Below are 23338 nucleotides of genomic sequence, written 5' to 3' on the forward strand. Positions count from 1 at the left end.
GGACCAGGAGGCCCGACCCGCTCGTCATCGAGTACGCGGACAGCGTCCGCCGGGCCGGTCACGTGGACGGCCACCCGCGGGGAAACACCGGCGCTCCTCGACGGCACGATCACCCGTCGACGCCCTGCGCCGGCATCACAACCTGACTCCGCCGCCCATTCTGATCAGCCCACCTCGATGCGTCAACACACCACCGCACCCCGCCCCCCTTTCCACGCTGATTCACGGAAAGAGTGCCTATTCGGCGTGGAATAGGCACTCTTTCCGTGAATGTGCGCGCGGGGGAGGGGGAGGGGGAGGGGGAGGGGGGGTCAGCCGGCCTGCTCGGCTAGTTGGAGGAACTGGCGCTTGGACGCCAGGGCCTGCTCGGCCTCCTTGACGCGGCGGGCGTCGCCGGCCGCCTGGGCCCGGGCCAGCCGCTCCTCGGCCTCGGCCACCTGGGCGCGCATCTGCGCCAGCAGCGGATTGTCCTCCTTGGAGGTGCGCCGCCACGCCGAGTCCATCACCTGGCGGACCTTCTCGTCCACCGTCCGCAGCCGGCGCTCCAGGCCGGCGGCCGCCTCGCGGGGCACCCGGCCGGCCTCGTGCCACTGCGCCTGGATCTCCCGCAGCTTCGCCTGGGCGCCCTTCGGGTCGCCGTCGACGTCGAGCGCCTCGGCCTCGACCAGCAGCGCCTGCTTGCGCTCCAGGTTGACCTTCTGCTCGTTGTCCCGCGCCGAGAAGACCTCGCTGCGGCGGGTGAAGAACTCGTCCTGCGCGGCCCGGAACCGTTCCCAGAGCTTCTGCTCGGCCTCCTTGGCAGCGCGCGGCGCGGCCTTCCACTGGGCCATCAGGTCCTTGAGCTGGCCGGCGGTGACGCCCCAGTCGGTGGACTCCTTGAGCTTCTCGGCCTCGGCGACCAGTTCCTCCTTGACCGTCTGCGCCTGCTTGCGCTGCTGGTCGAGGGAGGCGAAGTGGGCGCCCCGGCGCCGGGTGAAGCCGTCCCGCGCGGCGGCGAACCGCTTCCACAGCTCACCGTCGGTCTTCTTGTCGACGCCGCGGATGGTCTTCCACTCGTCGAGGATCTCCTTGAGCCGGTCGCCCGCGGTCTTCCAGCCGGTCGACTCGGCGGCCAGCTTCTCGGCCTCCTCGACCAGGGCGGTCTTGCGGGTCAGCGCCTCGCCCCGGGCGGCCTCCCGGGCCGCCTTGGCCTCGTCGGCCTTCTCCTCGGCGACGGCGGCCAGCTTGTCCAGCCGGGCGGCCAGGGCGTCGATGTCCCCGACCACGTGCGCCTCGGGAAGTGACGCGCGGATCCGGCGGATCGTGGTCAGCGAGTGGCCGGCATCGGCCGCGCCCGAGTTGAGCCGGGCCTCGGTGAGGTCCACCTCGGTCACCAGGTCGGCGAAGCGCCGGGCGAAGTGGGCGAGCCCTTCCTCCGGGGCCCCCGCCTGCCAGGATCCGACCACCCGCTCGCCCTCGGCGGTCTTGACGTAGACGGTGCCGTCCTCGTCGACCCGTCCGAAGGCAGTCCAGTCGCTCATGTGCCCATCCTCGTTCTCCCGGCGCCGAGGGAACAGCCCTCGGTCGCCGCCACGGCGCAGCAAACTTTCTCCCGGCATTGTCACAGGTCCGCCCCCGTCCGTGTCGAGCGCCTGTCGTCGACCGTGACCATACGGTGTCGTACGCCCTCGATGACCGGATCGGCGCGGGACGCACCGGGGTGTCCCGCTAGGTTGGGGTCGTGCCCCTGGTCGCCGCCGCCGTCTGCCCCCATCCGCCGCTGCTCGTGCCCGAGCTGGCCGGCGCCGCCGCGCCCGAGCTGGACGACCTGCGGGCCGCCGCCGACGCGGCGGTCGCCCGGCTGCTCGCCGCCGAGCCCGACGCGATCCTGCTCGTCGGCGGGGGACCGGGGACCGTCCGGTTCAACGCCGCCGACTCGGGCTCTCTGCGCGGCTTCGGGCTCGACAGGCCGGTGCGGCTGTGGAAGATCTCCTGCTCCGGCGGAGAGATCCTGCCGCTGAGCCTGACCATCGGCGCCTGGCTGCTGAACCGCTCCGGCACCGGGCTGCCCCGCCTGGCCCGGTCGGTGGCCCACGACGCCGCACCGGCGGAGTGCGCGGCGTTCGGCGCGAGCCTGATCGCCGACGACGATCCGCGGGTCGCGCTGCTCGTGCTCGGCGACGGGTCCGCCTGCCGGGGCGTCACCGCGCCGGGGTACGACGACCCGCGCGCGCCCGCGTACGACGAGGTGGTCGCCGCGGCCCTGGCCGGCGCGGACGCCGACGCCCTGCGCGGCCTGGACCCGGTGCTCTCCGCCGAGCTGCGGGTCGCCGGGCGGGCGCCCTGGCAGGCGCTGGCCGGCGCGGTGGGCGCGGCGGGCGGCGACTGGCGCGGCGAGCTGAGCTACCACCGGGCGCCCTACGGCGTCGCGTACTTCGTGGCGAACTGGGAGCAGGTGTGAGCGCGAGGAGTGAGGTTGCGAGCCCCGCAGTCGGGAACGGGGAGCTGTCGTGACCGTCGTCGCGGTGGTCGGGCCGACCGCGGCCGGCAAGTCGGCGCTGAGCATCGCGTTGGCGCACGCGCTCGACGGCGAGGTGGTCAACGCCGACTCGATGCAGCTCTACCGGGGTATGGACGTCGGTACCGCCAAGCTGACCCCGGCCGAGCGGGAGGGCGTGCCGCACCACCTGCTGGACATCTGGCCGGTGACGGAGCCGGCCAGCGTCGCCGAGTACCAGAAGCTGGCCCGCGCGGCGGTCGACGACATCCTCGCCCGGGGGCGGGTGCCGTTGCTGGTCGGCGGCTCCGGGCTCTACGTGCGGGCGGTGCTGGAGCAGTTCGAGTTCCCCGGCACCGACCCGGCGCTGCGGGAGCGGCTGGAGGCGGAGCTGGCCGAGGTCGGCCCGGCCCCGCTGCACGCCCGGCTCGCCGCGGCGGACCCGGTGGCGGCGGCCGGCATCCTGCCCGGCAACGGCCGGCGGATCGTCCGGGCGCTGGAGGTGATCGAGCTGACCGGCGCGCCGTTCACCGCGTCGCTGCCGGCGCCCACGCCGTACTACCCGTCCGTGCAGCTCGGCGTGGACCTGGACACCGCGACGCTGGACGAGCGGATCGCGCTGCGGGTGGACCGGATGTGGGCCGACGGCCTGGTCGACGAGGTGCGCACGCTGGTCGGCGCGGGGCTGCCGGCGGGCCGGACGGCCAGCCGGGCCCTCGGCTACCAGCAGGTGCTGCGGTTCCTGGCCGGTGAGCTGACCGAGACGCAGGCGTACGAGGAGACGATCCGAGCCACCCGCCGCTTCGTCCGCCGGCAACGCTCGTGGTTCCGGCGCGATCCGCGCGTGCACTGGCTCGACTCGGCCGCCCCCGGGTTCGTCGACACGGCGCTGCGGATCGCCGACGGGCATCGGGGATGATGGGACCGTGGAGTTCAGCAAGGGGCACGGCACCGGCAACGACTTCGTCATCCTGCCCGACCCGGATGGCACGCTCGACCTGACGCCCGGCCTGGTCGCCGCGCTCTGCGACCGACGACGCGGGCTGGGCGGCGACGGCGTGCTGCGGGTGGTGCGCGCCGCGAAGCACCCCGACGGCGCCGCGCTTGCCGGCGAGGCCGAGTGGTTCATGGACTACTGGAACTCCGACGGCTCGTTCGCGGAGATGTGCGGCAACGGGGCCCGGGTCTTCGTGCGCTACCTGCTGGAGCGGTCACTTGTCGCCCCGTCGGGCGGGACGCTGCCGATCGCCACCCGGGCCGGTCTGGTCCGGGCCCGCGTCGAGGGCGCGGACGTGGCGGTCGAGATGCGCCGGCCACGCCTGCACGACGCGGCCACCGCGACACTGGGCGGGCTGACCCTGACCGGCGCGGCGGTGGACGTCGGAAACCCGCACCTGGTGTGTGCGCTGCACGCCGCGCTGGACCTGGCCGCCCTCGACCTCACCCGCGCCCCCGAGGTCGATGCCGCGACGTTCCCGGCCGGCGTCAACGTCGAGTTCACCACGCCCGGCGAGCCGGTCGACGGCACCGACGGGCACGTGCTGATGCGGGTCCACGAGCGGGGCTCCGCCGAGACGCTCTCCTGCGGCACCGGCGCGTGCGCGGTGGCGGCGGTGGCGTTGCGGGACATGGGTCGGGAGAACGGCGTCGTGGCCGTGGACGTCCCGGGCGGCCGCCTGACGGTCACCGTGACCGCCGACTCCTGCTGGCTGGCCGGCCCTGCCGTGCTGGTCGCCACCGGCACCCTGACCCGCGCCGCACTGCGTCCCTGACCCGCGCCTCGCCGTCCGGCGCCGGTCGCACGGGGCGTTGCCCCGCACGCGGGGTGTCGCCGCAGCCGGGGCGCTTGCCTCGCACGGGGCGTTGCCCAGCCGGGAGCGTCTGTCTCGCCAGGGTGCGTCGCCCCAGCCAGGGGGCGTCGCCCCAGCCAGGGTGTGTCGCCCGCCGGGGCGTCGCCCTCGGCTGCGTCGCCCCCTGGGGGCGGCATTGGTGACGCCGGGTAACGGCCCGGGAGACGGATGGGCTCAGGAGCGATATACCACCTGGTCATATTTATGACGCAGCGGTATATCGCTGCACAGTCGCACCTCTGCCGGCCGCGACACGCCGGCCCGCGACACGCCGGCGGCAGCTTAGGCAAGCGACCAGACAGCGCGCGGCATGCAGCGAAGGCGGGCGGCCAGATGGCGCGGCACGCAGCGAGGGCGGGCCGCCAGGCGGTGAGGGCGGCGGCGCGAAGGGCGGGCGGCCAGAGATGGCGCGGCATGCAGCGAGGGCGGGCGGCCAGGCGGTGAGGGCGGCGGCGCGAAGGGCGGGCGGCCAGAGATGGCGCGGCATGCAGCGAGCGGGCGTGGCATGCCGCGAAGGCGGGTGGCGAGGCGGTGGGGGCGGCGGCGGAGGCGGGCGGCCAAGGGTGGGTGGCAGCTAAGGCGGGCGGTGGGCCCGCGGTCGGGTGGCGCCGTCAGGGAGTGGCGCTGGCGTTGGCGGCGATCTCGGGAAGGTCGGCCGGGCCCGGGTCGGCGGCGGGCGGCGGCGTGACGGCCGGGTTCTGCGCGGCGGCGCGTACCGCGGCGGCCACCGCCGGGGCGACCCGCGAGTCGAAGACGCTCGGCACGATCACGGTGGGGTTGATCTTTTCCTCGCCGACCACGTCGGCGATGGCGCGGGCCGCCGCGATCGCCATCTCCTCGGTGAACTCCTCGGCGTGCGCGTCGAGCATGCCGCGGAACACGCCCGGGAAGGCGAGCACGTTGTTGATCTGGTTCGGCTGGTCCGAGCGGCCGGTGGCGACCACGGCGGCGTGCTTGCGGGCCTCCCGGGGGTCCACCTCCGGGTCCGGGTTGGCCAGCGCGAAGACGATCGCGTCCTTCGCCATCGCGGCCACGTCGTCGCCGGTGAGCAGGTTGGGCGCGCTCACCCCGATGAACACGTCCGCGCCGCGCACCGCACCGGCCAGGTCACCGGTGTAGTTCTCCCGGTTGGTGTTCTCGGCCAGCCACTGCCAGGCCGGGTTCAGGTCGGGCAGCCCGCGGTGCAGCGCGCCCTGCCGGTCGTACGCGATGATGTCGCCCACGCCCTGACGCAGCAGCAGCTTCATGATCGCGGTCCCGGCCGCGCCGGCGCCGGAGACCACGACCCGGACGTCCGCGAGCTGCTTGCCCACCACGCGCAGCGCGTTGGTCAGCGCGGCCAGCACGCAGATCGCGGTGCCGTGCTGGTCGTCGTGGAAGACCGGGATGTCCAGCGCCTCGCGCAGCCGGGCCTCGATCTCGAAGCAGCGCGGCGCGGCGATGTCCTCCAGGTTGATCCCACCGTACGCCGGCGCGATCGCCTTGACGATCGCCACGATCTCGTCGGTGTCCTGGGTGTCCAGCACCACCGGCCAGGCGTCCACGCCGCCGAAGCGCTTGAACAGCGCCGCCTTGCCCTCCATCACCGGCAGCGAGGCGGCCGGCCCGAGGTTGCCCAGGCCGAGCACGGCCGAGCCGTCGCTGACCACGGCGACCGTGTTGCGCTTGATGGTGAGCCGTCGGGCGTCGGCCGGGTTCTCCGCGATCGCCATGCAGACCCGGGCCACCCCCGGGGTGTACGCCCGGGACAGCTCGTCGCGGGTGCGCAGCGCGACCTTCGGGGTCACCTCGATCTTGCCGCCCAGGTGCAGCAGGAACGTCCGGTCGGAGACCTTGCGCACGTCCACCCCGTCGAGCGCGGTGAGCGCGTCGACGACCTGGTCGGCGTGGCCGGCGTCGGCGGTGTCGCAGGTGAGGTCGACGATCACGTTGGTCGGGTCGGAGTCGACCACGTCCAGCGCGGTGACGATGGCGCCGGCCTCGCCCGCCGCGGTGGTCAGTCGACCGATGGAGGAGGCGTCGGCGGGCACCGCGATCCGGATCGTGATCGAGAATCCGGCACTCGGCAGTCGGGTGATGGCCACGAGAAAACAACTCCTCCGTCGACGCTGAGCGGCTCGACTGGCATTTCTACCCGCCCACCCGGGCCGACCGGCATCCGGCCCCACTACCGGTGGGTAGCGCCACGGGCATAACGCGGGTGCGCCCGGCGTTGACACGTGTCAGGATTGCTGTCACGCGCCGAAAGTGCTCGGCGATGCACATAACGGACAGGAGACGCGGTTTGCGCGAGCAGGAGACCTTCCACCCCTACGAGGACGACGAGCTCGACACCACCACCGGTGAGTACGAGCTGTCGGAGCGGCAGGCACTGCGGCGGGTCCCTGGCCTCTCCACCGAACTGACCGACATCACCGAGGTCGAGTACCGCCAGCTCCGGCTGGAGCGGGTCGTCCTGGTGGGCGTCTGGACGGAGGGGACCCAGTCCGACGCGGACAACAGCCTCACCGAGCTGGCGGCGCTGGCCGAGACGGCCGGCTCGCAGGTGCTCGAAGGGCTGATCCAGCGCCGCAGCCGACCGGACCCGGCGACGTACATCGGTCGGGGCAAGGTCGACGACCTGGGGGCGGTGGTGCTCGCCACCGGCGCCGACACGGTGATCTGCGACGGTGAGCTGTCCCCGTCGCAGCTCCGCAACCTGGAGCAGCGCACCAAGGTCAAGGTGGTCGACCGCACCGCGCTGATCCTCGACATCTTCGCCCAGCACGCCAAGAGCAAGGAGGGCAAGGCGCAGGTCGAGCTGGCCCAGCTCGAATACCTGCTGCCGCGCCTGCGCGGTTGGGGTGAGACGCTCTCCCGGCAGACCGGTGGTAGCGGTCGTGGCGGTGGCGCCGGCGGCGGCGTGGGTCTGCGTGGCCCGGGTGAGACCAAGCTGGAGACCGACCGCCGTCGGATCCGGCACCGCATCGCGCGGCTGCGCCGCGAGATCAAGGGCATGACCACGGTACGCCAGACGAAGCGCGCCCGGCGTTCCCGCAACGCGGTGCCCGCGGTGGCCATCGCCGGCTACACCAACGCCGGCAAGTCCAGCCTGCTCAACCGCCTCACCGGGGCGGGCGTGCTGGTGGAGAACGCGCTGTTCGCCACGCTGGACCCGACCACCCGCCGGGCGACCACCTCCGACGGGCGGCTCTACACGCTCTCCGACACGGTGGGCTTCGTCCGGCACCTGCCGCACCAGATCGTCGAGGCGTTCCGCTCGACGCTGGAGGAGGTCGGCGACGCCGACCTGGTGGTGCACGTGGTCGACGGCACCCACCCGGATCCGGAGGAGCAGGTCCGGGCGGTCCGCGAGGTGCTCGCCGAGGTGGGCGCCGACCGGCTGCCCGAGCTGCTGGTGGTCAACAAGACCGACGCCACCGACGAGGAGACGATGCTGCGGCTCAAGCGGCTCTGGCCGGAGGCGGTCTTCGTCTCCGCGCACAACGGGCGCGGGGTCGACGAGCTGCGCGAGGCGGTCGAGCGTCGGCTGCCCCGGCCGGCGGTCGAGGTCCGCGCGGTGCTCCCGTACGACCGGGGTGACCTGGTGGCCCGGGTGCACCGTCAGGGCGAGGTGCTGAGCACCGCGCACCTGCCCGAGGGCACGCTGCTGCACGTGCGGGTGGGTCAGGCGCTCGCCGCCGAGCTGGCGCCCTACCGCGCGGGTGACCGGCTCACCAACGACGATCGGGTGGGCGCCGGGCGGTGACCGTCCGGCGTCACCCGCCCGAAACCCGGCTCGTGCGACACTGAGCGCCATGCGGCACGTTGTCTCCTCGGTCACGCTCGCGCTCGGCCTGGTCGGCGCGGTCGTGGCGCCGGCCGGGCCGGCCCCGGCGGCCCCCGCCGCGGCTCCGGTGCTGGCCGCGGCTCCCAAGAAGAAGTGCACGGTCGCCGACGACCGGCTCCGCGAGCTGTCCGGCCTGGTCGCCACCGGCAACGGGTACGTCGTCATCAACGACGGCTCCGACGACCCGAGTCGCAAGCGCGTCTTCTACCTGGACGCCAAGTGCAAGGTCGACAAGGAGATCCGATACTCCGGGGACGGCCCGCTAGACACCGAGGACCTGGCGCTCGGGCCGGACCGCAAGACGCTCTGGGTCGCCGACACCGGCGACAACATCGAGAAGAAGACCCGGCGGGAACGCGTCGCGGTCTGGACGATGCCGCTGTCCGGGTCGAAGGATCCGGTGCTGCACCGGCTCGCCTACCCGGGCAAGGAGCCGCACGACGCCGAGGCGCTGCTGGTCGGCGACGACAACCTGCCGCTGGTGATCACGAAGGACCTCTCCGGCAAGTCGGAGGTGTTCACGCCGACCGCGAAGCTGAAGGCCGGCGGCGACCCCGAGCCGATCCCGATGAAGAAGGTCGGCGAGGTCACGCTGCCGAAGACCAACACCGAGAACAAGCTCGGCTCGCCGGGGCGGGCGCTGGTCACCGGCGCCGCCCGCTCACCGGACGGCGCCAGGGTCGTGCTGCGCACGTACGCCGACGCGTTCGAGTTCGACGTGGCCGGCGGCGACATCCTCAAGGCGTTGACCAGCGGTAAGCCCCGGGTGACGCCGTTGGCCGACCCGTTCGGCGAGGCGATCTCCTACACCTCCGACGGCAAGTCGTTCGTCACCGTCTCCGACGGCGGCTCGCTCGACCCGACCGACCCGATCGACATCCTCGGCTACACGCCGGCCACCACCGGGGTGGAGGCGTTGCCCAACGGCGGCAAGGTCGAGACCCGGCCGGCCGCCGAGAAGTCCTGGCTGGAAGGGCTGTCGCTCGACGAGATCACGTACCTGATCGCCGCGGTCGGGGTGCTCGGTGCGCTGCTGGTCGGCGCCGGCGTCTTCGGCATCCTGCGGGCCCGGCGCAAGCCGGCGCCCGTCGCGCCGGCCGACGAGTCCGAGCGCAGCGACGAGTTCCCGGTGAGCGGCGGCGCCCCGCCCGGCAACCGGCCGGACGCACCGCCACGCGGCGGGGTCTACGGCGGCGCGCAGGGCGGTGGCGTCTACGGCGGTGCCCCGGCCGGGGAGCGCCCGGCCGGCGGGGTGTACGGCGGGGGCCGGCCCCAGGGCGGCGCCGTGTACGGAGGCGGTGCCCAGGGCAGCGGTCGGCCTCCGGGCGGTGGCGCTGCGCCGGGCGGCGGCGGCCGGTCGGGTGGGGGCCGTCCCCAGGGTGGCCGGCCGCAGGGCGGTGGCGGTGCACCGGGCGGTGGCGTCTACGGCGGTGGCGGCGCGGGCGGTGGCACCGGCGGTGAGCGGGGCGGTTCGGGTGGCGGCGTCTACGGCGGTGCAGGAGGCGGCCAGGGTGGTGCGCGTCCGGCCGGCCGGGGTGGCGGCCCGGGTGGCGCGGGTCACCGCGGGCAGCCCGGTGGTGGCCGGCGGGGTGACGGCGGCCGGGCCGAGCCGCCGCGGCGCGATCCCCGGGATCCGCGCGGCGGGCGCCGCGACGACGATTACGGCGAGCGCGGTCAGTACGGGCCGGTCCCCGGTGGCCGGGAACCCCGGGGCGACCGCTACTGAGCACGACCGCTCCTGAGCACGACGCGAACGAGGGGTGACCGGCCACCGGTCACCCCTCGTGCGTCAGTCGGCCGGTCAGATCCGGCGCAGCACCGCCACCACGCGGCCCATGATGGTGGCGTCGTCGCCCGGGATCGGGTCGAAGGCCGGGTTCTGCGGCATCAGCCAGACGTGTCCGTCGCGGCGGCGGTAGGTCTTCACGGTCGCCTCGCCGTCGAGCATGGCCGCCACGATGTCGCCGACCTCGGCGTTGGGCTGCTGCCGGACGACCACCCAGTCGCCGTCGCAGATCGCCGCGTCGAGCATCGAGTCGCCCTTGACCTGGAGCATGAAGACCTCGCCCTCACCGACCAGCTCGCGGGGCAGCGGGAAGATGTCCTCCACGGCCTGCTCGGCGAGGATCGGCCCACCGGCGGCGATCCGGCCCAGCATCGGCACGTACGCCGGGGCGGGACGCTGCGCGCGGGCGGCCTCGTCGTCGACGTCGCTCGGGGCTCGGACGTCGACCGCGCGCGGCCGGTTCGGGTCGCGGCGCAGGAAGCCCTTCTTCTCCAGCTCCTTGAGCTGGTAGGCGACGCTGGACGGGGAGACCAGGCCGACCGCCTCGCCGATCTCGCGGACGCTCGGCGGGTAGCCGTGGCGCTCGACCCAGGTGCGGATGAACTCCAGGATCCGGCGCTGCCGGGCGGTGAGGTCGACCGTGGCCGGGTCGGGGAAGGCGCTGACCACCGGTGTGACCGGACGCACGGCGGGCTGGGTGGCCCGACTGCGCGCGGCGCGGGGTCGGCGGGTCGCCGGCGGCCCCGCCCCGTCGATCGGCTGCGGGTTCTTCTGCCGGCTGGCCCGGTCCTCGGTCACGTCCGTCCTCCCTGGTCGGCGCTGGGTGCCTCGTCGGCTCGTGGTGCGTGTGGTCCGACCGTATAGGTGAGATCGGCCATTTTCAAACATCTGTACGACCTGCTGTCGGCGTGTCGCGCCGAAATCCTGGATTTCCGAACGCTTGTTCTGATAAATGGTACGCCGCACTCGAACGGGTGTTCCATCCCGACGCCCCGTGACCGGGGGTGCCGGGTCGGCGTTGGTCTCCTCGACGGGTGACGCGCCGGACACGCCGACCAACTTGACCTCGCTGGGGGGACGGCATACGGTCAACCCCTAGATGTAGTAGTCACATGGGCGTAAGTTGCCTACAGGTTGGGTTTCCACTACCGAACGCACTCCCGCACCGCACATCCGGCGACGGCCATCCACGATGGCTCCGCCGGGTCGACGCGTGCCCGGGAGTCGGTAGCTGTGCCCGTGGTCGATGGAGGAGGTCGGGCGATGCGGTGTCCGTACTGCCGGCACGCCGACTCCCGGGTCGTCGACTCGCGGGAGGCCGACGACGGCCAGCTCATCCGGCGGCGGCGGTCCTGCCCGGAGTGCGGCAAGCGGTTCACCACCGTCGAGGAGGCGGTGCTCGCGGTGGTCAAGCGCAGCGGGGTGACCGAACCGTTCAGTCGCACCAAGATCATCGGTGGGGTGCGCAAGGCGTGCCAGGGCCGGCCGGTCGACGACGACTCGATCGCGCTGCTGGCACAGAAGGTCGAGGAGACCGTACGCGCCAAGGGGGCGGCGGAGATTCCCAGCCACGACGTGGGGCTGGCCATCCTCGGCCCGCTGCGTGACCTCGACGAGGTGGCCTACCTGCGGTTCGCCAGCGTCTACCGGTCGTTCGACTCGCTCGCCGACTTCGAGCGGGAGATCGAGACGCTGCGGGCCGCCGCGCGCGCCCGGGGGGGCGCGGACATGCCGGCGGGCGACACCGCCGGCGCGATCAACTGACATCTCTGATTCTGACAGGTTCGACCAGGCGCGGTGGGTGACCGTGCCGACGAGGGGGCGAGGGCGTGACGACCAGCAAGTCACGGAACAAGGCCGGGGCGGGGCTGAAGACCGAGCGCGTCTGGACGACCGAGGGGGTGCATCCCTACGACGAGGTCGCCTGGGAGCGCCGCGACGTCGTCATGACGAACTGGCGGGACGGCTCGATCAACTTCGAGCAGCGCGGGGTGGAGTTCCCCGAGTCCTGGTCGGTCAACGCGGCCAACATCGTGACCACGAAGTACTTCCGGGGCGCGGTGGGGACCCCGGAGCGGGAGTGGTCGCTCAAGCAGCTGATCGACCGGGTGGTCGACACCTACCGCACCGCCGGTGAGGAGTACGGCTACTTCGCCTCCCCGGCCGACGCGGAGGTGTTCGCGCACGAGCTGACCTGGATGCTGCTGCACCAGGTGTTCAGCTTCAACTCGCCGGTCTGGTTCAACGTCGGCACGCCGTCGCCGCAGCAGGTCAGCGCCTGCTTCATCCTGGCCGTCGACGACTCGATGGACTCGATCCTCGACTGGTACAAGGAGGAGGGGCGGATCTTCCAGGGCGGCTCGGGCGCCGGGGTGAACCTCTCCCGCATCCGGTCCTCGAAGGAGCTGCTCTCCTCCGGCGGCACCGCCTCCGGTCCGGTCAGCTTCATGCGCGGCGCGGACGCGTCCGCCGGCACCATCAAGTCCGGTGGCGCCACCCGGCGCGCGGCCAAGATGGTCATCCTCGACGTGGACCACCCGGACATCGAGGAGTTCGTGGCGACCAAGGCGCGCGAGGAGGACAAGATCCGCGCGCTGCGGGACGCCGGGTTCGACATGGACCTGGGCGGCGCCGACATCGTCAGCGTGCAGTACCAGAACGCCAACAACTCGGTCCGCGTCTCCGACGAGTTCATGACCGCGGTGGAGAACGGCGGCGGCTTCGACCTGCGCGGCCGGCTCGACGGGCAGACCATCGAGACGATCGACGCCAAGAAGCTGTTCCACACCATCTCCCAGGCCGCCTGGGAGTGCGCCGACCCCGGCCTCCAGTACGACGACACCATCAACGACTGGCACACCTGCCCGGAGACCGGGCGGATCACCGCGTCGAACCCGTGCTCGGAGTACCTGCACCTGGACAACTCCTCGTGCAACCTGGCCTCGCTGAACCTGATGAAGTTCCTCCGCGCCGACGGCGGCTTCGAGGTGGAGAAGTTCGTCCGGTCGGTCGAGTTCGTCATCACCGCGATGGACATCTCGATCTGCTTCGCCGACTTCCCGACGGAGAAGATCGGGGAGACCACCCGCGCCTACCGGCAGCTCGGCATCGGGTACGCCAACCTGGGCGCCCTGCTGATGGCCTCCGGCCTGCCGTACGACTCGGAGCAGGGACGGGAGGTGTCCGCGGCGATCACCTCGTTGATGACCGGCACCGCCTACCGCCGCTCCGCCGAGCTGGCCGGCATTGTCGGCCCGTACGACGGCTACGCCCGCAACGCCGAGCCGCACAAGCGCGTCATGCGCAAGCACGCCGCCGCCAACGACAGCATCAAGCCGACCGGCACCGTGGGCACCGCCGTGCAGCGCGAGGCGACGAAGCAGTGGACGCTCGGCAACAAGCTCGGCGACCGGAACGGCTGGCGCAACTCGCAGGCCAGCGTGCTCGCCCCGACCGGCACCATCGGCCTGATGATGGACTGCGACACCACCGGCGTCGAGCCGGACCTGGCGCTTGTCAAGTTCAAGAAGCTGGTCGGCGGCGGCTCGATGCAGATCGTCAACCAGACCGTGCCGCGCGCCCTGCGCAGCCTCGGTTACCCCGAGGAGCAGGTCGAGGCGATCGTCGAGCACATCGCCGACCACGGGCACGTGGTGGACGCCCCCGGCCTGAAGCCGGAGCACTACCCGGTCTTCGACTGTGCCATGGGTGAGCGGTCCATCGCGCCGATGGGGCACGTGCGGATGATGGCGGCGGTCCAGCCGTTCATCTCCGGCGCCATCTCCAAGACGGTCAACATGCCGGAGCAGGCGACCGTCGCGGACGTCGAGAAGATCTACTACGAGGGCTGGAAGCTCGGCCTCAAGGCGCTGGCGATCTACCGGGACAACTGCAAGGTGGGCCAGCCGCTGTCGGTCGCCAAGCCGAACAAGGGCGCCGCCGAGACCCCGGCCCGGGTGGCCGAGGCCGAGAAGGTCGTGGAGAAGGTCGTCGAGTACCGCCCGGTGCGCAAGCGGCTGCCGAAGAAGCGCCCGTCGCAGACGGTCTCGTTCTCGGTCGGCGGCGCCGAGGGCTACCTCACCGCCTCGTCCTACCCGGACGACGGCCTCGGCGAGGTCTTCCTCAAGATGTCGAAGCAGGGCTCGACCCTGGCCGGCGTGATGGACGCCTTCTCGGTGGCCATCTCCATCGGTCTCCAGTACGGCGTCCCGCTGGAGACGTACGTCAGCAAGTTCACCAACATGCGCTTCGAGCCGGCCGGCATGACCGACGACCCGGACGTGCGGATGGCCGCCTCGGTGATGGACTACATCTTCCGTCGCCTGGCGCTGGACTTCCTGCCGTACGAGCGCCGCGCGGAGCTGGGCATCTTCACCGCCAAGGAGCGGGCCGCCCAGCTCCGGGCCGAGGCGGAGGCGGAGGCGAGCGGTGCGGACCTCACCGCGATGGCCGCCTCCGCCCCGGTCGAGGCGCCCGAGCCGAAGACCGGCCCGGTGGCCCAGCCGGCACAGGAGACGGCGAGTGTCGCCGCCGCCAAGCCGGCGCCGGCGGTGGGTTCCAGCACCGAACTGCTGGAGGCCGTGATCGGCAAGGCCGCGGACGCGCCGCTCTGCTTCACCTGCGGCACCAAGATGCGTCCGGCCGGTAGCTGCTACGTCTGCGAGGGCTGCGGCTCCACCAGCGGTTGTAGCTGAGAGTTCCACCGCACGTCCGGCGAGCGCGGCAGGGGTTTCCCTGCCGCGCTCGCGGCGTTCGTGCCCCGCCCGCGCGGTCGGGGAGCACCTGGCCGGGGACGCCTGTCGAGCTGAGAGCGGAAACGACTCACCGGCGCCCGGCCCGATCCCACCCGGCAGTGGGCACCGTCACAGACCCCGGGCGCGCGGCGAACTGCGATGCTCGGGGGATGAGTACCGCCGACACCTACCGGATGTTCGCCGACCGCGAGGCACGCGGCGTGTCTCCGGCGTACGAACGGTTGTCGCGGGCCGTGGCGCGCGACCCGGAACTGCTCGCGATGCTCGACACGCTGCCGCCGGCGAAGCGTCAGCCGAACCTGCTCTTCGGTGTGGTCCGGTTGCGCGGCGGCCCGGTGGACGACCCGGCGGCGTTCCGCGCGCACGTGCTGGCGCACTGGCCGGAGATCGCGGCGCAGATGCGGGTCCGGGCCACGCAGACCAACGAGGCCGGCCGCTGCGCGGTGCTGCTGCCGGCGCTCGCCGCGTTGCCGCAGCCGCTGGCGCTGCTGGAGGTGGGCGCCTCCGCCGGCCTGTGCCTCTACCCGGACCGGTACGCCTACCGCTACGGCGACCGACGGATCGGCGACGGCGAGCCGGCGCTCGACTGCACGCTCACCGGCGTCGCCCCGCCCGACCGGCGGCCGGAGGTGGTGTGGCGGGCCGGGCTCGACATGAACCCGCTCGACGTCACCGACCCGTCGGACCTGGCCTGGCTGGACGCGTTGATCTGGCCCGAACACACGCACCGGCGCCAACGGCTGCGCGCGGCGGCGGCAGTCGCCGGGGCCGACCCACCGCTGCTGGTCCGCGGTGACCTGGTCGACGACCTGCCGGCGCTGGCGGCCCGCGCCCCGGCCGGCGCGACGCTGGTGATCTTCCACAGTTCGGTGCTCTACCAGGTGCCGCCGGTCCGCCGGACGGCCTTCACCGAGCTGGTCCGGACGCTGCCCGGGCACTGGCTCGCCAACGAGGACCCGACCGTGCTGCCGCCGGCGGGCGTCCCCGACCCGCCGGACGGCGGCTTCCACAACCTGCTCGCGCTCGACGGCCGACCGCTGGCCTGGACGCGGGGCCACGGGCAGGCGGCCACCTGGTTCGGCTGACGGCCGCCGCGGCCGGCCCGACGGTCAGCCCGTGGGCAGCGAGTCGACCGCGGCGGCGAGCACCCCGCGCAGGTCGGCCTCCGCGCCGGCCGGCAGCGTCTTCGGCTCGACCACCTGGTACGCGACGCGCACCTCGTACCTGTCACCGCGCCAGGCCCAGCCGTCGAACCGGGTCTCCCCGCCGTCCCACGGGCGCACCGCCACGCAGGAGTTGTCGCCCGGCCCGTCGCCGGTCAGGTCGCTCCCGATCCGCGCGCACCGGTCCCGTCGCCACCGGTCGTCGTACATGCCCTCGGCGTCGACGGCCACGGTGACGACCAGGTCGCCGCGCATGGTGGTGCCGCTGGTCAGGTCGACCGCGCACTCCCGGGAGCCGCTGCGGTCACCGAGGTTCGCCGAGGCACTGGGCGACGCGCCCGGCGCGAGCCGGGTCAGCAGGTCGGCCGGGAGCAGCGCGCAGGGGTCGCGCAGTTCGTCAGGCGTCGCCGTCTCGTCGGTGCCGCAGCCGGCGACGGCCAGCAGCGCGCCGGTAACCACGATCGCCGCGGCCGATCTCGTCATCTGTCCTCCTTGGACGGTCGCGGCGACGGTAACAGCGCCACGCCACCCCGGATCTCGCGGTCCGCCCCCGTCCACATCCCGACCCACCACCACCTCCACCACCCCACCACCCGTCCGCCCTGTTTCGCGGAAAGGGTGGTCATCCGGGGCCCGAATGGCCACGCTTTCCGGGAAGGCGAGCGTGGGGGTGGAGGGACGGGGTGGGGCGGAGCGGGGCCGGTAGGGTCGCGGGGTGGTCGAACCGCGCTGGCTGGTGGAGAACCGGGACGCCTACGACACCGTCGCCGAGGACTACGCGCGGCTGCTGCCCGACGTGGTGGAGCCGCCGCTGGACCGGGCCGTGCTGACCGCGTTCGCCGAGACGGTGGGCCCGGGTCGACCGGTGCTGGAGGTCGGCTGCGGCACCGGCCGGGTCACCGCCCACCTGCGCCGCCTCGGCCTCGACGTGGCCGGCGTCGACCTGTCGCCCGGCATGGTGGCGGTGGCCCGCCGGACCCACCCGGAGCTGCGCTTCGAAATCGGCTCGATGACGGAACCGGTCGCGGCCGACGCGTCCCTGGCCGGGCTCGTCGCCTGGTACTCGATCATCCACCTCCCGCCGGAGCTGCTGCCCGAGGTCTTCGCCGGCTTCCACCGGGCGCTCGTCCCGGGCGGCCACCTGCTGCTCGCGGTGAAGGTCGGCGACCGGGTCGACCGGCGGGCACAGGCCTACGGGCACGCGGTCGCGTACGACGTGCACTGGCTGCCGCCGGAACGCCTGGCCGCGCAGCTCACCGCCGCGGGGCTCGCGGTGACCGCCACGCTGCTCCGGGCGCCGGTCGGCGCGGAGCGCCAGCCCCAGGCATTCCTGCTCGCGCGGCGGGCCGACGGATGACCGTCGCGCTGTTCACCCTCGGCGGGACCATCGCGATGGCCGGCACCGGCGCCGGGGGAGTGGTCACCCGGCTCACCGGCGCCGACCTCACCGCCGCCGTACCCGGGCTCGCCGACATCCCGCTCGACGTGCGCGACGTCGAGGCGGTGCCCAGCGCCGCGCTCGCGTACCGGCAGATCCTCGATCTGGTGGACGCGGCGGCCGCCGCGGTCGACGGCGGGGCGACCGGCGTGGTGGTCACCCAGGGCACCGACACGCTGGAGGAGACCGCGTTCCTGGCCGACCTGGTCTGGGCGCGCGCCGCGCCGCTGGTGTTCACCGGCGCGATGCGCAACCCGACGCTGGCCGGCCCGGACGGGCCGGCGAACCTGCTCGCGGCGGCCCGGGTCGCCGCCGCGCCGGCCGCGCGGGACCTCGGCGTGCTGGTCGCGATGAACGACGAGATCCACGCCGCGCGGTTCGTCCGCAAGACCCACAGCACCGGTACGGCCACGTTCGCCTCGCCGGACGCCGGGCCGCTCGGGCACGTGATCGAGGGGCGGGTACGCGTGCTCACCCGGCCGCCCCGGCACGCGCCGCTGCCGGCGGTGGGCCGTGACCGGCTGGCCGCCGTCCGGGTGGCGCTGCACACGGTCACGCTCGACGACGACGTGGCGCTGCTCGACGCGCTCGCCGCCGGTCGGGACGGGCTGGTGGTGGCCGGGTTCGGGGTCGGGCACGTGCCGCCGGCGTTCGCCCCGGCGCTGGGCGCACTGGCCGGACGGATGCCGGTGGTGCTGACCTCGCGCACCGGGGCCGGGTCGGTGTTGCGGGACACCTACGGCGCGGTCGGCTCGGAGCGGGACCTGCGGCGGCGCGGGCTGGTCGACGGCGGGCTGCTCCACCCGTACAAGGCGAAGGTGCTGCTGCGGCTGCTGCTCGCCGCCGGCGCGGACTCCGGCGCCGTCGCCGAGGCGTTCGCGCGGCACGGCTGAGGTGTAAGGCCGGGCCCCTTCTTAACACCTGCCGTTAACAAGGGGCCCCGCCTATGCGGGAGACGTTAACCGGGGGCCCCTCCTTACACTCCAGCGGTGAGTGACGAGCTGGCGGACCGTCCGTTGACCGAGCCGCACCCGTCGCGGCTGCCGCCCGCGCACCCGGGGCGGGCGCGGATCCTGGCGGCGCACGCCGCCGCGCTGGCCGCCGGGGAGGCCGGCTACCCGGACCCGGAGACCGGCCTCTTCGTGCTCAGCGCCGGCTTCCTGGCCCGCCGGGGCACGTGCTGCGGGCGAGGATGCCGGCACTGCCCGTACGTGGCCGACTAGGGCCGCCGTTCCGGCGCGTGGACGGTGTGGATCCGCAGCGTGCCGGACTGAACACCAGGGGTTGCGCCCGCGTGCGAACATCGAGAGACGTCGAGACCCGGCCGATCCGGGCTGTCGGAGGGACGTCACATGAGTGGGTTCTGGAGGCGGCTGTGGTCGTCCGCCCGGGCGGACGACCGGCAACCACCGCGCCGCGACGGCCCGGACAAGCCGTTCACGGTCACCTCCAGGACGGCGCCGGACGGACATCCCGTCATCGAGATCACGCTCGGGCCGACGATCAGCTCGGCGCTGAGACGTGACCACGCCGCCGAGGAGTACGGCGACGACGACCCGCGCACCATCGCGGCCGGCCGCGCCTACGCACAGACCCTGATGGCACAGGGCGAGGTGGCGGAGGCGGTGTCGGCGTACCGGTCCGTCCTCGGCGTGCAGCGGGCCGCTCTCGGGCCGAAGCACCCCGACACCCTCGCCACCCAGCACAGCCTCGGGTTCGCCCTGCAGACGCTCGGTCGGGACGCCGAGGCGGCGAAGGTGCAGCGGGAGGTGTACGACCGCCGACGCGAGGTCCTCGGCCCGGACCATCCCGACACGCTCGCCAGCGGCACCAACCTGGGGGAGATGCTGCACCGGCTCGGCCGGCCGGGCGAGGCGGAGCGGACCCACCGCGCGGTAGCCGAGAGCCTGGTCCGGTCCGAAGGGCCGACCGCCTCCCGCACCCTGCTCAGCAAGATGAGCCTGATGAGCGCGTTGCACTCGCTGGGCGAGCTGGCGGAGGCCGAACGGCTCTGCGCCGAAGTGGTGGCCGGGCTGCGCCGCACCGAGGGACGGCGGGCCCGGGTCACCCTCCAGGCCCGCAGCAACCAGGCCACGTTGCTGCTGAGCCTCGACCGGGTCCGCGACGCGCTCCGCGTCGTCACGGAGGTGGCGGCGGACGCCGAGCAGGCGCTCGGTCCGCGCGACCCGGCGACCCTGCACGCCCGGCACGGGCTGGCCAACGCGCTGAGCCGGAACGGCCGGACCGCGGAGGCGGTACGGACGCTGGACGCGGCGGTACCCGACTTCGTCCGGACGTTCGGCGCCGAGCATCCGCTGACCCTCGCCGCCCGGATCGGGCTGGTGGAGCTGCTCGTGCACGAAGGACCGCGGGCGCGGGCCCGACAGGAGGCCCGCGAGTGCCTCGCCGCCTGCGAGCGGGCGCTCGGACCCGGGCACCCGCAGACCGGGCAGGCGCGGGAACTGGTCGCGGCGGTCGCCGGCGGCCGGTGACGACGCTCCCGGGCACGACCCCCTGCGCGTGGTCGGCCCGGGGGCGGTCACGGGCCCAGGTGGACGTGCGTGGCCCACAGCGTGGGGGCGAGCCGATACCGGTCGCGGAGCGCGCGTGCCGCCTCGTGCAGCGCGTACGCCGGCGACCGGCCCGCCGGCACCGAGTAGAAACGCCGGACGATCTCCAGTGAGGCGGCGTCGTCGGTCTCCCACAGCGTGCCGATCACGTGCCGGAAGCCGGCGATCTGGAACGCGCCGGTGATGTGCACCGCCTCGTCGGCGAGTTCCAGGGTGGACCGGGTGGTGGAGCAGGCGGCCAGGAACGCGAGCTGGCTGTGTTCCAGCCCGAGGTTGGCGATGTCGTCGACGGTCAGCGGATGCTCGGCGTGGTCGTGACCGAGCAGCCGGCCCATCGCGGGATCGTGCGGGTCGCCGAGCGCGTGGCAGGCGAGATGGACGTGGGTGGCGGACGACAGGCCGCGGAGCACCCGCTCGCGGGTCGCCGCCACACCCGTGTCGATCTCGACGTCGGGCCGGTTGGCGGCGACGGTCGCCGCCTCCCGTGAGGCGGCGGGCAACGCCGTGAACCCCCCGGGGGTCTCGGGCATGGCCACCACATAGGTGCGGGTCCCGCCCCGACCCGTCGGAGGGGTCGACCGCAGCCTGCGGAGCGCCTCGACCGTCGAGGTGTAGGAGGAGACCACCCGATCCAGTGCGCCGTCGCGGACCGCGGCGGCGGGCTCGGCGGCGTGCAGCGGGAAGAACGCCGTCGGGCCGGTGGGGCACCACCACAGCCGGGGCCGGACACCGGACCCGTCGGCGACGGCGTCGAAGCCCAGATGATCGAGGACCGGCCGCACGGCGACCCGCCACAGCCAGTCGAGGATCTCTCGGACGACCTGTTGCGCCGCCAACCGGTCGCGGGCCCGGGCGCCGGGGTCGTGGGCCTGCCCGGTCGCCGTGCGCAGCCGGTCGACGTTGGCGGCGGCCGTCTCGATGCTCAGCTCCGGCAGCGGCAGTACCGTCAGGCGGCCCCGTCGCAGAACGAGTGCGTCGCAGCGGTACAGGCTCAGGGTGACCACCACCACGGGCTCGTCGCCGACACCGGCCAGCAACTCGGCGGCGGTGGCCGGACGCAGGAAGTCCGCCAGGCCGGGTAGGGCACGGACCCGCCGCAGCAGCGCGGTCCACTCGGACTCCCGACGCCGACCATCCTCGTACGCGCCGCGCGGGTCCGGCTCCGGGGCGTCCATCTCCCGACGCAGCCGCACGTACTCCCGGGCCAGTCCAGCATCGGCGAGCCACAGCTCCGCCAGGCCGCCCCGGGCGGTGAGACGGCGGCTCAACAGCACCCCGCGCCCCTGCTCCAGCAGTTCGAGGGCGCGGTCCGGTCGCCCGGCGGTCAGCGCGGACGCGGCGGCGGCGCCGCCGAGCCCGGCGGTACCGGCCAGGTCGTGGTGCTGGTCGACCCGCAGGCGGTCGCGGGAGGCGAGTCTCGGCAGCAACGCGACCGCCGTGGCCAGCGCGTCGGTCGCCGCCTCCCACCGGCCGAGTGAGGCGTGTACGTGGCCGAGCGCCGCCCACGCCTCGACGCGTCGGGAGACCGGGGCCGCCGGCACCTCGGTGGCGACGGTGGCCACCCGCTCCGCCTCCCGCAACGTGTCCGGCTCGCCGGTGCGCAGGTGCTCGGCGCGCAGCGCCTGGACGAGGGAGAACCGGGTCGCCATCTGACCGGGGTGCGACGCGGGGAACAGGGCGGTCGCCTCCCGCATCAGCTCGATGCACTCGCGCAGGTCGGCGGGTTCGCCCCGGGCGTCGTAGCGCTTGCGCAGCGCGTAGCCGAGCTTGTCGACGAGAACGCGGCGCTGCGGGTCGGTCGGCCCGGCGAGGTGGAGCACGCGCCGGGAGAGGCCGACCGCCAGGTCCAGCGACGCCTCGTCTCCGGTCTCCCGGTGGATGATCTGGGCCAGGTCGGCCGCGTCGACGATGGCCGCGATCGAGTCGGGATGCCCCTCGTCGACGCCCTCGGGGATGGCGAGGTACGCGTCGGCGGCCCGCGCCAGGGTCTCCGGCTCGGGCCGACGGCGGTAGAGCTGCATCAGGGCGGCCCCGAGATGACGCAGGGTCAGCCGCCGGTGGTGGTCCGGCGCGCCGTCCCGCTCCAGTCGGGCCAGCTCGGCGCCCAGGATGTCGACCGCGTGTTCGGGGTCGGCGGTGTGCCGGGTGGTCTCGGCCCGGGTGAGCAGGCAGAGGGCGAGCTGGACGGTCGCAGCCGTGCGGTTGGCGTTCGAGGGCCGGGTCAGCACCGCCCGCAGCGCGTCGATCGCCTCGTCCAGGTCGGCGGGTTCACCGGTCACCTGGTGCCGGTGCCGCAACGCCTCGGCGAGTCGCCCACCGGCGGCTGTCAGGTTCATGGTGCCGTCGTCCCCGGCTGCCGCGAGGGCCCGCCGGGCGTACCCGATCGCCTCGTCCAGCGCCGGAAGGGCCCCGCCGAGCTGGTAGGCCATCAGCCGCGCCCCGGCCGACTGGAGCAGCACCGCGGTGTGGTGGGGGTGGTCGGCGTCGTCGATCGCGCCGGTGGCCGCCAGCACGGCCGACGCGACGTCGAGGGGCGCGGTGTCGCCGGCCCGGCCGGCCCTGGCCATGAGCGCCTCGGACAGCACCACGGCGATCGGCACGGCGTCGTCGTCGTCCGGCGCGGTCGCGTGGGCGGCCTGGCGGAGCAGGACCACGGACTCCTCCAGGTCCACCGGGTCGTGGCCCAGCCGGTACCGGCGGAGCAGGGCCTCGCCCAGGCCGAACTGGCAGTAGGCGTGGCCCGGAACGCCGGCGGGGTGCAGGTCGAGCATGGCCCGCGAGGCATCCACCGTCTCGTCGACAAGCGCCTCGGAACTCTGCGTCTCCCACCGGATCACCAGTCCGTCCGCCCAGGTGCGTAGCCAGCCGTTCCGGCGCGGGTCGTCCGGCGCGGCCACCGCGAGCACCCGCCCGTACAGGTCGATGGCCTCGGCCAGGTCCGTGGAGCGCCGCCGGTCGGACCGGTACCGGGCCTGGAGCGTCTCCGCCGCGCCGACGAGATGGTCGAGGTCTGGCTGCCCACCGGTGGCGGGCCGGACGAGGCGGCGGAAGAGTTCGACCGCCTCGTCCACCTCGTCCGGACCGGCGTGCCGGCGCAGGGCGGTGGCGAGTTGATGACGGCAGAGCGATTCGAGGCCCGGGTCGTCGGTGGTGTCGAGCGCGAACCGCAGCAGGGTGATCGCCTCGTCCAGGTGGTGTCGTCGCGGATCGCTCTCCCACCGCAGCACGGCGACGATCGAGAGGTTCTGCGCGACGCCCGGCCGGGCCTCGCGGGAACCGTGTCGCAGGACCCAGCGCAGCAGCTCCTCGGCGCGGTCCAGGCGGCTCGGATCACGGTCGTCGGGGTACGCCTGGAGCAGGCGGACCCCCTCCCACAGGCGGCTGGCGACCAGGTCGTCGGCAGATGTCATGTCACCCCCGGTCGACAGCGTCCGACTCAACGACGTCAATCCTCGCAGCCGTTGGCCCCGGC

The 23338-nt window shown here is 73.9% G+C and carries 17 protein-coding genes; 12 read left to right on the forward strand and 5 right to left on the reverse strand.

The window, feature by feature from the left end; genetic code table 11:
- Positions 1 to 311: 311 nt before the first annotated feature.
- On the reverse strand, positions 312 to 1520 hold the full coding sequence (locus ACZ6O5_RS14325) for a DUF349 domain-containing protein (RefSeq protein WP_465977292.1): 1209 nt from the start codon (positions 1518 to 1520) through the stop codon (positions 312 to 314).
- Between the two features lie 200 nt (positions 1521 to 1720).
- Here ACZ6O5_RS14325 and ACZ6O5_RS14330 point away from each other — a divergent pair, with 200 nt between their 5' ends.
- The 3 genes from ACZ6O5_RS14330 to dapF are packed head-to-tail and all read left to right on the forward strand — an operon-like array spanning position 1721 to position 4248.
- A complete protein-coding gene (locus ACZ6O5_RS14330; RefSeq protein WP_465977294.1) occupies positions 1721 to 2440 on the forward strand; it encodes a class III extradiol ring-cleavage dioxygenase family protein in 720 nt (239 codons plus the stop codon).
- Between the two features lie 49 nt (positions 2441 to 2489).
- Positions 2490 to 3395, forward strand: coding sequence for a tRNA (adenosine(37)-N6)-dimethylallyltransferase MiaA (miaA, locus tag ACZ6O5_RS14335; protein ID WP_465977296.1), 906 nt, complete (start codon positions 2490 to 2492; stop codon positions 3393 to 3395).
- A gap of 7 nt (positions 3396 to 3402) precedes the next feature.
- On the forward strand, positions 3403 to 4248 hold the full coding sequence (gene dapF, locus ACZ6O5_RS14340; protein WP_465977298.1) for a diaminopimelate epimerase: 846 nt from the start codon (positions 3403 to 3405) through the stop codon (positions 4246 to 4248).
- A 689-nt stretch (positions 4249 to 4937) separates the two neighbouring features.
- Here dapF and ACZ6O5_RS14345 read toward each other — a convergent pair.
- On the reverse strand, positions 4938 to 6410 hold the full coding sequence (locus tag ACZ6O5_RS14345) for an NAD-dependent malic enzyme (RefSeq protein ID WP_465977300.1): 1473 nt from the start codon (positions 6408 to 6410) through the stop codon (positions 4938 to 4940).
- A 200-nt stretch (positions 6411 to 6610) separates the two neighbouring features.
- On the opposite strand from ACZ6O5_RS14345, the gene hflX reads away from it, so the two are divergent.
- Both hflX and ACZ6O5_RS14355 read left to right on the forward strand, forming a co-directional pair.
- Positions 6611 to 8074 (forward strand): GTPase HflX, encoded by a 1464-nt coding sequence (gene hflX / locus ACZ6O5_RS14350; RefSeq protein WP_465977302.1) that lies wholly within the window; start codon positions 6611 to 6613, stop codon positions 8072 to 8074.
- A 49-nt stretch (positions 8075 to 8123) separates the two neighbouring features.
- Entirely contained in the window at positions 8124 to 9881 is a 1758-nt protein-coding gene (locus ACZ6O5_RS14355; RefSeq protein WP_465977304.1) for a hypothetical protein, read from the forward strand.
- 75 nt (positions 9882 to 9956) lie between these two features.
- Here the strand turns inward: ACZ6O5_RS14355 and lexA are convergent, their stop codons facing one another.
- A complete protein-coding gene (lexA, locus tag ACZ6O5_RS14360) occupies positions 9957 to 10739 on the reverse strand; it encodes a transcriptional repressor LexA (RefSeq protein WP_465977306.1) in 783 nt (260 codons plus the stop codon).
- Positions 10740 to 11204: 465 nt separating this feature from the next.
- Here lexA and nrdR point away from each other — a divergent pair, with 465 nt between their 5' ends.
- The 3 genes from nrdR to ACZ6O5_RS14375 all read left to right on the forward strand — a co-directional run bounded on the left by nrdR (position 11205) and on the right by ACZ6O5_RS14375 (position 15780).
- On the forward strand, positions 11205 to 11705 hold the full coding sequence (nrdR, locus tag ACZ6O5_RS14365) for a transcriptional regulator NrdR (RefSeq protein WP_465977308.1): 501 nt from the start codon (positions 11205 to 11207) through the stop codon (positions 11703 to 11705).
- Positions 11706 to 11770: 65 nt separating this feature from the next.
- On the forward strand, positions 11771 to 14635 hold the full coding sequence (locus ACZ6O5_RS14370; protein ID WP_465977310.1) for a vitamin B12-dependent ribonucleotide reductase: 2865 nt from the start codon (positions 11771 to 11773) through the stop codon (positions 14633 to 14635).
- Between the two features lie 209 nt (positions 14636 to 14844).
- On the forward strand, positions 14845 to 15780 hold the full coding sequence (locus ACZ6O5_RS14375) for a DUF2332 family protein (RefSeq protein ID WP_465977312.1): 936 nt from the start codon (positions 14845 to 14847) through the stop codon (positions 15778 to 15780).
- 24 nt (positions 15781 to 15804) lie between these two features.
- On the opposite strand, the gene ACZ6O5_RS14380 is transcribed toward ACZ6O5_RS14375, so the two are convergent.
- On the reverse strand, positions 15805 to 16341 hold the full coding sequence (locus ACZ6O5_RS14380) for a hypothetical protein (RefSeq protein WP_465977314.1): 537 nt from the start codon (positions 16339 to 16341) through the stop codon (positions 15805 to 15807).
- Between the two features lie 232 nt (positions 16342 to 16573).
- Here ACZ6O5_RS14380 and ACZ6O5_RS14385 point away from each other — a divergent pair, with 232 nt between their 5' ends.
- From ACZ6O5_RS14385 to ACZ6O5_RS14400, 4 genes are all read left to right on the forward strand, one after another.
- On the forward strand, positions 16574 to 17215 hold the full coding sequence (locus ACZ6O5_RS14385; RefSeq protein WP_465977316.1) for a class I SAM-dependent DNA methyltransferase: 642 nt from the start codon (positions 16574 to 16576) through the stop codon (positions 17213 to 17215).
- On the forward strand, positions 17212 to 18189 hold the full coding sequence (locus ACZ6O5_RS14390; RefSeq protein WP_465977318.1) for an asparaginase: 978 nt from the start codon (positions 17212 to 17214) through the stop codon (positions 18187 to 18189). The genes ACZ6O5_RS14385 and ACZ6O5_RS14390 overlap by 4 nt, the downstream gene beginning before the upstream one ends.
- Before the next feature lie 96 nt (positions 18190 to 18285).
- Positions 18286 to 18519, forward strand: coding sequence for a DUF5522 domain-containing protein (locus ACZ6O5_RS14395; RefSeq protein ID WP_465977320.1), 234 nt, complete (start codon positions 18286 to 18288; stop codon positions 18517 to 18519).
- A 129-nt stretch (positions 18520 to 18648) separates the two neighbouring features.
- Positions 18649 to 19788 carry a tetratricopeptide repeat protein gene (locus ACZ6O5_RS14400; protein WP_465977322.1) on the forward strand — a complete coding sequence of 380 codons (1140 nt, stop codon included), beginning with the start codon at positions 18649 to 18651 and terminating at the stop codon, positions 19786 to 19788.
- Between the two features lie 47 nt (positions 19789 to 19835).
- Here the strand turns inward: ACZ6O5_RS14400 and ACZ6O5_RS14405 are convergent, their stop codons facing one another.
- Positions 19836 to 23276, reverse strand: coding sequence for a CHAT domain-containing protein (locus ACZ6O5_RS14405; protein ID WP_465977324.1), 3441 nt, complete (start codon positions 23274 to 23276; stop codon positions 19836 to 19838).
- Positions 23277 to 23338 lie beyond the last annotated feature (62 nt).

It is taken from the genome of Micromonospora sp. NPDC049201 (genome assembly GCF_055586805.1).

What these genes read in the sequence shown, in the direction of transcription:
- ACZ6O5_RS14400 (WP_465977322.1), top strand. Translation starts at nt 18,649, where the DNA reads ATGAGTGGGTTCTGGAGGCGGCTGTGGTCGTCCGCCCGGGCGGACGAC.
- ACZ6O5_RS14355 (WP_465977304.1), top strand. Translation starts at nt 8,124, where the DNA reads ATGCGGCACGTTGTCTCCTCGGTCACGCTCGCGCTCGGCCTGGTCGGC.
- ACZ6O5_RS14405 (WP_465977324.1), bottom strand. Translation starts at nt 23,276, where the DNA reads ATGACATCTGCCGACGACCTGGTCGCCAGCCGCCTGTGGGAGGGGGTC.
- nrdR (WP_465977308.1), top strand. Translation starts at nt 11,205, where the DNA reads ATGCGGTGTCCGTACTGCCGGCACGCCGACTCCCGGGTCGTCGACTCG.
- ACZ6O5_RS14325 (WP_465977292.1), bottom strand. Translation starts at nt 1,520, where the DNA reads ATGAGCGACTGGACTGCCTTCGGACGGGTCGACGAGGACGGCACCGTC.
- ACZ6O5_RS14390 (WP_465977318.1), top strand. Translation starts at nt 17,212, where the DNA reads ATGACCGTCGCGCTGTTCACCCTCGGCGGGACCATCGCGATGGCCGGC.
- ACZ6O5_RS14375 (WP_465977312.1), top strand. Translation starts at nt 14,845, where the DNA reads ATGAGTACCGCCGACACCTACCGGATGTTCGCCGACCGCGAGGCACGC.
- ACZ6O5_RS14380 (WP_465977314.1), bottom strand. Translation starts at nt 16,341, where the DNA reads ATGACGAGATCGGCCGCGGCGATCGTGGTTACCGGCGCGCTGCTGGCC.